Genomic DNA, 9,364 nt, shown 5'->3' on the forward strand with positions numbered 1-9,364 from the left:
TTTGAGGGAATTTTTAAAGGGAGAGGATATTACCGTGCTTAAAAACGGCAATATCCTCGGAGGAATAATAAGCGTGGAAACTCAGAAAAACAGCACTGTTTACGGGGTAAAACAGTATTTGAGCGATGATGTGTGCTGTTCGCATACAAAGGACGGCTACACCGTTACCATTGAAATGAATGTACCGAGCAGGGACGGGTTTTTAAAGGAAAGCAGAATGAACAGCATTGAGGTGAGAAGTGAGGCAGGGAGTGAAATTTATAAAAACTGCACTGTAAAAAGCGCTTGGAGCAGGCATAGCGCAGGTGATTTTTCTATACTGAAAATGGTGCTGAGCTGTGAGAAAAGAGAGGTTACATAATGGAGTATAAAGAGAACGATTTGGTGCTTGATGTGGGACAGGCTGAAAGCATAAGCGAGGAGATTGAAAGAGAGAGCAGACGATACAGTTACGGATTTACCGAGGAAGAAGAGGCAAGGGAAAGATGACGCTTGTACCGATGAGATTTAAAAATTATGAATGGCGATACAATCCTGAGGAGATTAGCTTTGAGTGCGAAAAGAATGTGCGAGAACTTGACTCGCCAAAGGGTACGGCATATGTGCAGAACCTCGGCAGAAAAAACAGACTGATAAAGGGCAAGGGTCAGCTTTGCGGTGAGGATTGTCACGAGCAGTTTGAAAAATTGTGGGAAGTGTTTGCAGAGGGTACGGTCGGCGTACTTGCCCTGCCGTTTATAAAGCCTGTGTATGCGGTGTTTGAAAAACTGACGGTAATCGGCGAGCCTGTGCCCGATATGCTTACATACAGCTTTGTGTTCAGAGAAACTATGGAGAGCGAAAGGGCGGAAATTCAGACTCAGTGCATTGCAGGGAAAAATGAGTGCCTGTGGGATATTTCATATAGAACAAGGTTGGAAGTTGAAACGCTTTTAAATCTTAACCCTTGGATTAAACAGGCGGACGAGCAGTTGCAGGAGGGCAGGGTGATAAGACTTTGCTGAGCTTTAGGATAACTACAAGGCAGGGCGAAATGCTTTTGCCGTCACCTATTGCTGTGGTGTATAACAGCGAATTTTCTGTGCCGGCCGATGATGTAACGCTTGAGATTCCGTATGTTAAAGGATGCGAGGACGGAGATTTTCTTTTAGGCTATGAAAACTCAAGCCTTGTGTTCAAGGGGCAGATTGATGAGATTGTCACTTTGAAAAGCTCGAATAAAATCACTGTAAAAATTACCGCACGAAGTATGGCAGGCATTTTGCTCGACAACGAGGCAGAACCTTGCATTTATTTTAATGCGTCATCATCTGTGATTTTTGAAAGGCATTTAAAGCCGTTTGGCTTTGCTGATTTTGAGGGCGACAACGAGCCGTATTTTGGATATTTAAAAATCAGCAAGGGTATGAGCCAGTGGCAGGTTTTTGAAAATTACTGTGTGAATAAATACGGCAGGAGTCCGAGAATTACAGGTGACGGCAGGGTATTGCTCAACGGAATTTCAGACAAAGAGGTGCTGTGCTTTGGTAAAAACGAAAGCTATGATTACACCTCGGCAGAAAAGAAGATAAAGCGCTACAAGGTGATTTCTGAGGTAAGGCTAAAGGTTGTGCAGGGCAACAGATACGGCAGTGCAATAAAAAACAGCCTTGCAGACACAAGGCTTGTACGCAGAAGATATGTGGACGCACTCAACGGCGGCGGCTCTGTGGGTACGGCGGACAGAATTATAAAAAAGAGCAATGAAAATGCCTTTGAGGTTGTGCTTACCTGCCCGTACAGGCTGATGTGCGAGGTCGGCAGAAAAGCCAAACTGAGGGATGAAACATTGGGGAGCTTTGACGGACTGTATGTGCATAAGTTGAGATACACCTCGGACAGTTCGGGCGAAAAAACGGTTATTACACTTAAAAAGGAGATTTGATATGTGGATTGCGGAGAATTTAAGTAAAAATACAATCAACAAGCCAACGGCAGAGAGCGGAAATGTTGTTATGAGCGAGATAGGCAGAAACGCACTTGTGGCATCGGGTGTGCATAGCGGTTTTAATTTTGTTACACCTTACGGCATTTATTCTATTCCGCCCGTAAATGAAAAGGCGGTGGTACTTCCGCTTGCGGATATGGAGGTTTGCGTGGGAGTTATTTCTGAGATTTCTACGGTAGAGCCGGGGGAAATCTTATTGAAGTCAAAGGGCGGTGCAGAGGTGTACCTTAAAAATGACGGCTCGGTATATATTAACGGAGTAAAGGTTGGTGAATGATACGGACACACTGATTAAAAACAGGGATATTGCTGTGGACAGCGGCGGCAGATATGTACATATTTCGGGTGACGAGGAGATTTTGCAAAAGGCATATATAAGCATTTGCGCAAGGCTTGGCGGCTTTGTGTATAACAGAGAGATTGGCTGTGAGCTTTGCGCAGCAGACTTTGCCGATGAGAATTTTGCGGAAAAGTTAAATTTGATTATGGCGCAGGCACTTGCGGATTATCCAAAGGTAAAGGCTGAGGTTGTGGCTGTGCGCAAGCCGAAATTCAGCATAAGATTAAGCTGTAACGGCAGTGAGAGAAGGGAGATTATTAATACCAATGATTACATATGATGAAATATACAACAAGATGAGGTCGGAGTTTGAGGTGCAGAGCCGTTTTGATTTTGACGAAAAGAGCGATGCGGATATAAGAATAAGGGTGCTTGCAGGAGAAATATTTAATGCTATGACGAGCATTGAATGGCTGAAAAGACAAATGTTTGTGGCAACGGCAACGGGAGAGTACCTCGACTATTTTGCATCGCAAAGGGGAATTGAGCGCAAAAAGGCGCAAAAGGCGCAGGGCGAAATTACATTTTTTATCAACGAGCCTGCCGAAAACAGTATTTTTATTCCAACGGGCAGTATGGTGGCTACGGCAGACGCAGAACCTGTCAGATATGTTACCACCGAGGACGCCAAAATTACGGCAGGCAATACGCTTGTGAGTGTGTCGGCTCAGGCAGATGTGGCAGGCAGAAAATCAAATATTCCGATAGGCAGTGCAAAAATTATTGTGTCTGCACCGGCGGAAATTAATTATGCGTACAACAGAGAACCGTTTGAAAACGGTTGTGATGAGGAAACTGATGACGAGCTCAGGGAGAGAATAAAGGCGAGTTTTCTTGTGCCGTCAAACGGAACGAACAAGGCATATTACGAAAAACTTGCGCTCAGTGTATCGGGAATTACCAAGGCAGGCGTGATTGCAAAGCAGAGAGGTACAGGCACTGTTGATGTGTATGTGAGTAACGGAGAAAACTCGCCTACGGCAGCGGCAGTGGCTGAGGCTCAGAAACTTATTGCAAAAAACAGAGAGCTGAATGTTGATGTAAGAGTTGCGGCGGCGCAGGCTAAAAGGGTTAATATGTCGGTTGTGGTGTATGCAAAAGGCGGATACATAAGAAACGATATTGTCGATATATGCACGCAGGTTTTTAAGGATTACTTAAATGAAATTGAGATTGGCGGAACTATGTATGCGGCAGAGGTCGGAAAAAGGCTGATGAACAGCGGTTGTATTCGTTCGTATAAATTTGCAACGAACTTTATTGACAACAGCGCAACGGCGGCGCAGGTGTTTTCGGCAGGTACGGTAAATATTGAGGTGAAATAATGAACAGCTTGGATTCAATGACAAAAAAGCTTGAAAATACTAAGATTTATGCAGTTAAGCCGGGCGGCAGAAATTATGCAGAGATAAAGGCATTTTCTGTCGGACTTGATATGATTTTTAATGAACTTGACGAGATGCTCAGGGAATACTATATAGATACGGCGCAAAGCTACGGACTTACCGAACGGGAAAGATTTACAGGCGCAGTGAGAGATGATTTGAGTATTGAGAAAAGACGGGAACTTTTAAAGATAAGAGAGCAGACAAACGAGGAGTTTTGTACTCCCGAGGCATTTAATAAGATTTTGCAGGGATACGGACTTGGCGGCTTTGAGTTAATTGAAAATCCGCAGAAAAATGCCCTAACCGTAAAAATCTATGACGCATTAGATGAGCAAAACAAAGCGTGGGTTAATAAAATGATAGAAAATGACTTTCCTGCTCACCTTGCAGTTACGGTTGATTTTGCAAGCTGATTTTAAGGGCGAACGGTAAAGTGTGGTTCGGCTTACTTTAGTCAAGCGACAGAATATTAAATAACAAAAAATTTGAGCGGTAAACCACAACCCACCACTCATTAAAATACAAACAAAAAAACACTCCTATCGGTAATGGTTACTGATAGGAGTGTAATTTTTTAATCCTCATTTAATTTTCTGACCTTTTCCATATGGCGGAAGTGCTTGTAGCGGTAGAGCACATTTTCTGCCCACTCTCGGTCAATCTTTATAAAGCCTCTCAGCTTTTTGTCTTTATATGCAAATTTATCTATAATTCCCTTTGACTTGCCGTAAATTTCAAGTCTAGCGGTCTGTACATACGGCTCTTTGTCTTTGCCTGTAAAATATGTAAAGCCCATTGTGTTGGTTTCCCTGTCATACATAGACAAGTAACCCTCGTTTACTTCAATGTTGCCGAGCTTTTTGGATACCGTTTGGCTAATTGCGAGCTTTGTAAGCTCCACCGCCATATCGTCAAGTCCCGATTCAAAAATAAACAGCTTTTCCTTGAATGAGTTGAAGTTTGGCACAATTCGCTTGTTAATATTGCGCAGGTTGCTGTATTTGTTTTCAAGCTCGTCGTCGCAGAGTTGAAAACGATCTATTTTTGGAATAAGGTAAACCATAAAGCGGTTTTTCATATCGTTATATAAAAGCGGATAATTCAGCTTGGCTGTGTAGCCGCAGGACGGACATCTGAACGCAAACAATTCGCCGTCAAGCGCTCGCTTTCTTATTGTTTTATCTCGTGCAGGATTTATGCTTGTGTGGATTTCTGCTTTTACAAGCTCTCCACAACCCGGACACACTATTGCCTTTATTACCTTGTCCGACATATTTCAACACCTCTTTCTAAAATATTATATCAAACAAGTACATTTTTAACAAGCAAATTCAAAAAAAATATTGATTTTATCTTTAATATCTGTCATAATAATAGTGTTATAAAAACGGACCCGCATATATGCGTTAAAGGAGATATTACTATGACTTTTTTTGATACTGTAAAGGGTACAGTCAACACAGCGGCAGATACTATTTCTAATGTTACTCAGAACATTGTTGAAAAAAACCGTACAAATGCAAAGCTCAACCGCCTTCGTCTTATTATGAAATGCGAAAGTGAGCTTATGAACAGAGCTTATATTGCGCTCGGCAAGTCTTTTTACGAAAATGCTAAAAAGGGCGAGAGTGTGTCTGAGGATCAGCAGAAAAAGCTGTTTGAGGTAATCGAAAATTCAAAGGCTAAGATTGCTAAGGCGAGAGAGTGCTACCGCCAGATTGTAGACAATTCAAACGATGTTTTTTACGGTACACCCGAAACTCAGCCAAAGCCTGAGTTTAAAAATGATGAGGTTGTTGACATTACAGTAGCTTGCTCAAACGAAAACGAATACAAAAGTTCACCTTTTGAGGCTCAGACAGAGCAGAAAGAGGAAGTTGCGGCAGAACAGCCAAAAACAGCCGAAGAAGTTAAGGCTGAGGAAAAAGACTCTGTTGACAAAGAGATGGAGGCTTTAAAGGCTTATGTAAATAAGTTATCTCAGAGAGATGCCAAGGACGAGAGCCTTGACGCTGATACAGAAACTGACGATACAGAGTTGTTTTAAGCTGTTAAAGTGAGTTTTTACCGCCATTCATAGTGTACCGCCTTGCTTTTTTGGACGGTGCATGTAGAATGGCGGTTTTTGTTTGAAAAAATCTCTGTTGTCACTGTTTTGTTATAGTTTTTGTGTTATAATAATAAAATGTAATAATATAAATATACTTATAAATAAGAAAGAGGCATAAATTAATTTTAAATTGATTTATGCCAAAATTCACCTTAATTTCACACTGCCGATATAATATAATCATATACAAAGGCTATGATATTTGTAAAGTCAGAAAGAAAGTATTTAAACATACGAAATGACCTTTTTGGGAATCTTTTTTTAGAGATTGTAAAAAAGTTGTCCTCTTTTGCTTGACAAATATACCATTGCGATATATAGTATATGTATTGTATGTATTAATGCTTATAATACATTTATTGTGAAAGCAAGCAGGTTTGTATAGAAAAGGAGCAACTTTTTAATGAAGAAGTTTTTCTTAATATTTGTTACTGCCGTTTTAGTAGCAAGTGTTTCGGTTTTTGCAGCATACAATATACCGGAAAATACCAATAATACTAAGTATGAAACCACCCATACAATGGCGTCAACAAGCCTTAACAGAAAGCCCGTGGAGTTTACCCCCTCGCCTACTGTTGATATGACAGGTTTTGAGCTTACCAAAAATTCACCGTCAAAACTCAATTTTAAGTGTATTGACGAATATCAGGAAGAATGTTTCCCAAACAATGCCTATCACCCAAAGGTTCTTGACCTTGGCAAAGACGGCTGGAACGGATACAGATACTGGATTTCATATACACCTTATCCCGAGGGCAACGATGAGTTTGAAAATCCGCATATTGTTGCGTCAAATGATTTGATAAACTACTCTGAAATAAAGTTTTATCGACCTGTATTGCAGAATTACAAAAAGGGAATCCGTTTTAACTCGGACAGTCAGCTTGTGTATAACAATGATTTGAATCGTCTTGAAATTATTTGGAGATATACAGACTACGATATAGATTATGCCTCACTTTTAATGAGTTATTCGTACGACGGAAACACATGGAGTGAGCCACAGAACTTTTTTGAAACCTATGACCGTGTAAAAGAAGATATGGTAAGTCCTGCAATTCTGTATGATAAGGGTACATACAAAGTATGGTATGTAAATGCTTATAAAGTCAAGTATCGTGAGCTTAAGGATAACAAGTGGTCAAAAATCAGAATGTGCAAACTTCCTTATGAGAACGATGCTTATTCATGGCATATTGATTTAATCAAGAACAAAGATAAGTACGAAATTCTGACTTGTGCAACAACAGATAAAAATGACAGAAAACATATGAATCTTTACTATGCAAAGTCAGATGACGGCTTGAAATTCGGCACTGCAAAAGCAGTACTTAGACCTACGGGTTATGATGCCGATTGGGACGGCAACGGTCTTTACAGGTCAACCTTTATGTATTCTGACGGAATGTACTATGTGCTTTACGGCGGAAGAAACGATGCCAAGAACTTTGGTGTAGGACTTCTTTTCGGAAAGGATATGTATAATCTTTACGGTACAAATTGCGACTATGTATATGACTCTGTAAACAGTGCTCAGAAGTTTTGGAATTTTATAGATCAGTACAAAGATTTTACAGGTGAACCCGATATCAGGAAAAAGGGATTTAAAATAGTAGAATCGTAGGTGCTGACTCTGTATAGAAAGGGTACATATGAAGAAAATACTTGCAATTATTTTTACGGTAGTAATGTCGGCGTCGGCTTTTACAGGCTGTGCAAGTTCGGCAGGCAGTAAGGACAGCGCCTCGGCAAGCGAAACCAAGCCGCAGAGTACATCCGTATCGGTGAGCAATAAGGTAAATGTAAAAAGTCAGAAATCCGATACAGAAAAGAAAAGCGGTTTTGAACCGCAGTTCAATTTTTACAGCAACTCGGTAAGCAAGCTAAATCTTATTAATTCGGATTCGTATATAGAAAGCTATTACCCGAACAACGCATATCACCCAAAGCTCGTTGACCTTGGTAAGGAATGGAACGGTTACAGATTTTGGTTGTCTTACACACCTTATCCGAGCGGCAACGATTACTACGAAAATCCGCAGATTGTCGGAACAAACGATCTTATAAATTATTCGGAGGTAAAATTTACAGAGCCGCCGCTTGCAAATTATAAAAAATCCGTACGCTATAATTCGGACAGTCATCTCGTATATAACGAAGAACTTGACCGCCTTGAGCTGTTTTGGCGATATACCGATTACGATACAGACTATATGGCATTGTATATGAGATATTCGTATGACGGTGATAATTGGAGCGACAAACTTGTTTATTTTGAAACCTACGAAAAAGAAAAGTATGATATGGTGAGTCCTGCCATAGTCCGTGACGACGGTGCATATAAAGTATGGTATGTGTGTCATTATCAACTCTATTACAGAGAATTGAGAAACGGTGTATGGTCGCAGCCTCAACCGACAGACTTAACTTTTGAAGACGGTGCATATGTATGGCACCCTGATGTAATAAAAACAAACCGTGGATATGAATTGTTAGCCTGCGCTACAACCGATAAAAAAGACAGAAAGCATATGGATCTGTATTTTTCAGCATCGGAGGACGGACTCAGTTGGGAAACAGCAATGAAAGTAGCTTCTCCGTCAGATGATTATACAGCGTGGGACGGCGGCGGACTTTACAGACCGTCATTTATTTATGCGGATAATCACTATATAGTTATGTACAGTGCAAGAAACGATTACGACGACTTCGGTATCGGACTCCTTGTCGGCAGGAATATGTTTAACCTGCATGGTACCGATTTGGATTATATAAACAATGGTCAGGCAGATGTCCCGCTTTTGTGGGATTATCTGAATAAAGATTTATAATTTGTGCAATGCGACTTACGCACAAATGTTTTGGAGGTGAGAAAATGGATACTGAAAAGCGTGCCGTAGTGCTTGCTTGTGTAACAATGCAGTTTGAGTGCGACCGAATTATTAAGTTTGCAAAACAGATTGCCGATGATACCGACTGCGAGCTGAGGGTGCTCTCTGTACTTGAACCTACGCACGATTACACCGAAGCAGCGTGGCAGATTGAATATCTGAATATGGTAGCAAAACAGTTTGGCGCAGATATGACAATTCTTTTTGACAAGAATGCAGATTGCGCAGCGGCTGGCTTTGCCGAAGATAACAATGTCACAAGAATAGTAACAGGACTTCACGATGGCGGTGAAGAGAGTTTCCTTGTGGGCTTTAACAGGCTTTTGCCGGAAATGCCGCTTACAATGGTAACCAAAGACAATATGGTTTATTCTATGGATGTATGCAAAGTATGTTCATAAGTAATATAAAGTCAATTAAGAAGTTTGCAAATTTTTAATATATAATTTTATTTCATTAATATAATCTCTCAATAAAAATCCGACTCAGCATAATGTTGAGCCGGATTTTTTAATTTGTGTGGAAAATAATGCATTATTTGTACATAAAAAAGGGCTCTATACTAAATGTTGGGGTAAGGAAAGAGCCCACAAAATTAATTTAAAAAATTTTCAAAAAAAGTAGAGCATATTTTCCGAAAATCCGTTA

At 40.6% G+C, this 9,364-nt stretch carries 13 protein-coding genes; 12 read left to right on the top strand and 1 reads right to left on the bottom strand.

Features of this window, described 5'->3' with window-relative positions; all coding sequences use genetic code 11:
- Nucleotide 1 precedes the first annotated feature (1 nt).
- From DXC23_RS11510 to DXC23_RS11540, 8 genes are read left to right on the top strand one after another with little or no spacing between them, the layout of a single operon-like run.
- Nucleotides 2-361 (top strand): hypothetical protein, encoded by a 360-nt coding sequence (locus DXC23_RS11510; protein ID WP_117706547.1) that lies wholly within the window; start codon nucleotides 2-4, stop codon nucleotides 359-361.
- Nucleotides 361-489 carry a hypothetical protein gene (locus tag DXC23_RS12790; RefSeq protein WP_278286553.1) on the top strand — a complete coding sequence of 43 codons (129 nt, stop codon included), beginning with the start codon at nucleotides 361-363 and terminating at the stop codon, nucleotides 487-489. The genes DXC23_RS11510 and DXC23_RS12790 overlap by 1 nt, the downstream gene beginning before the upstream one ends.
- A complete protein-coding gene (locus DXC23_RS11515; protein ID WP_117706549.1) occupies nucleotides 486-1,004 on the top strand; it encodes a DNA circularization N-terminal domain-containing protein in 519 nt (172 codons plus the stop codon). The genes DXC23_RS12790 and DXC23_RS11515 overlap by 4 nt, the downstream gene beginning before the upstream one ends.
- Nucleotides 998-1,924, top strand: coding sequence for a hypothetical protein (locus DXC23_RS11520; protein ID WP_117706552.1), 927 nt, complete (start codon nucleotides 998-1,000; stop codon nucleotides 1,922-1,924). The genes DXC23_RS11515 and DXC23_RS11520 overlap by 7 nt, the downstream gene beginning before the upstream one ends.
- Before the next feature lies 1 nt (nucleotide 1,925).
- On the top strand, nucleotides 1,926-2,264 hold the full coding sequence (locus DXC23_RS11525) for a hypothetical protein (protein ID WP_117706554.1): 339 nt from the start codon (nucleotides 1,926-1,928) through the stop codon (nucleotides 2,262-2,264).
- Nucleotides 2,257-2,607 (top strand): hypothetical protein, encoded by a 351-nt coding sequence (locus DXC23_RS11530; protein WP_117706556.1) that lies wholly within the window; start codon nucleotides 2,257-2,259, stop codon nucleotides 2,605-2,607. The genes DXC23_RS11525 and DXC23_RS11530 overlap by 8 nt, the downstream gene beginning before the upstream one ends.
- Nucleotides 2,594-3,652: a baseplate J/gp47 family protein gene (locus tag DXC23_RS11535; RefSeq protein WP_117706558.1), complete on the top strand. Its 1,059-nt coding sequence runs from the start codon at nucleotides 2,594-2,596 to the stop codon at nucleotides 3,650-3,652. The genes DXC23_RS11530 and DXC23_RS11535 overlap by 14 nt, the downstream gene beginning before the upstream one ends.
- The gene (locus DXC23_RS11540) at nucleotides 3,652-4,128 is read left to right on the top strand and encodes a putative phage tail protein (RefSeq protein ID WP_117706560.1); all 477 of its coding nucleotides are present in this window, start codon (nucleotides 3,652-3,654) and stop codon (nucleotides 4,126-4,128) included. The genes DXC23_RS11535 and DXC23_RS11540 overlap by 1 nt, the downstream gene beginning before the upstream one ends.
- Before the next feature lie 161 nt (nucleotides 4,129-4,289).
- On the opposite strand, the gene DXC23_RS11545 is transcribed toward DXC23_RS11540, so the two are convergent.
- Nucleotides 4,290-4,988, bottom strand: a complete 699-nt coding sequence (locus tag DXC23_RS11545; RefSeq protein WP_117706562.1) for a CpXC domain-containing protein — start codon at nucleotides 4,986-4,988, stop codon at nucleotides 4,290-4,292.
- Nucleotides 4,989-5,138: 150 nt separating this feature from the next.
- On the opposite strand from DXC23_RS11545, the gene DXC23_RS11550 reads away from it, so the two are divergent.
- The 4 genes from DXC23_RS11550 to DXC23_RS11565 all read left to right on the top strand — a co-directional run bounded on the left by DXC23_RS11550 (nucleotide 5,139) and on the right by DXC23_RS11565 (nucleotide 9,117).
- Nucleotides 5,139-5,762, top strand: a complete 624-nt coding sequence (locus DXC23_RS11550) for a hypothetical protein (RefSeq protein WP_117706564.1) — start codon at nucleotides 5,139-5,141, stop codon at nucleotides 5,760-5,762.
- A 466-nt stretch (nucleotides 5,763-6,228) separates the two neighbouring features.
- Complete coding sequence (locus tag DXC23_RS11555; protein WP_117706566.1) at nucleotides 6,229-7,449, top strand: hypothetical protein; 1,221 nt, start codon at nucleotides 6,229-6,231, stop codon at nucleotides 7,447-7,449.
- Nucleotides 7,450-7,477: 28 nt separating this feature from the next.
- The gene (locus DXC23_RS11560; protein ID WP_117706568.1) at nucleotides 7,478-8,656 is read left to right on the top strand and encodes a hypothetical protein; all 1,179 of its coding nucleotides are present in this window, start codon (nucleotides 7,478-7,480) and stop codon (nucleotides 8,654-8,656) included.
- Between the two features lie 44 nt (nucleotides 8,657-8,700).
- A complete protein-coding gene (locus tag DXC23_RS11565; protein WP_117706570.1) occupies nucleotides 8,701-9,117 on the top strand; it encodes a hypothetical protein in 417 nt (138 codons plus the stop codon).
- The last annotated feature ends 247 nt before the right edge of the window (nucleotides 9,118-9,364 follow it).

Origin of the sequence: Eubacterium sp. OM08-24, assembly GCF_003438075.1 — a bacterium.
Lineage (GTDB): Bacteria > Bacillota > Clostridia > Oscillospirales > Acutalibacteraceae > Ruminococcoides.

Bases quoted from the DNA above. Each gene is read 5' to 3' on its own strand.
- DXC23_RS12790 (WP_278286553.1), top strand. From the start codon at position 361: ATGGAGTATAAAGAGAACGATTTGGTGCTTGATGTGGGACAGGCTGAA.
- DXC23_RS11515 (WP_117706549.1), top strand. From the start codon at position 486: ATGACGCTTGTACCGATGAGATTTAAAAATTATGAATGGCGATACAAT.
- DXC23_RS11525 (WP_117706554.1), top strand. From the start codon at position 1,926: ATGTGGATTGCGGAGAATTTAAGTAAAAATACAATCAACAAGCCAACG.
- DXC23_RS11535 (WP_117706558.1), top strand. From the start codon at position 2,594: ATGATTACATATGATGAAATATACAACAAGATGAGGTCGGAGTTTGAG.
- DXC23_RS11540 (WP_117706560.1), top strand. From the start codon at position 3,652: ATGAACAGCTTGGATTCAATGACAAAAAAGCTTGAAAATACTAAGATT.
- DXC23_RS11545 (WP_117706562.1), bottom strand. From the start codon at position 4,988: ATGTCGGACAAGGTAATAAAGGCAATAGTGTGTCCGGGTTGTGGAGAG.
- DXC23_RS11550 (WP_117706564.1), top strand. From the start codon at position 5,139: ATGACTTTTTTTGATACTGTAAAGGGTACAGTCAACACAGCGGCAGAT.
- DXC23_RS11555 (WP_117706566.1), top strand. From the start codon at position 6,229: ATGAAGAAGTTTTTCTTAATATTTGTTACTGCCGTTTTAGTAGCAAGT.
- DXC23_RS11560 (WP_117706568.1), top strand. From the start codon at position 7,478: ATGAAGAAAATACTTGCAATTATTTTTACGGTAGTAATGTCGGCGTCG.
- DXC23_RS11565 (WP_117706570.1), top strand. From the start codon at position 8,701: ATGGATACTGAAAAGCGTGCCGTAGTGCTTGCTTGTGTAACAATGCAG.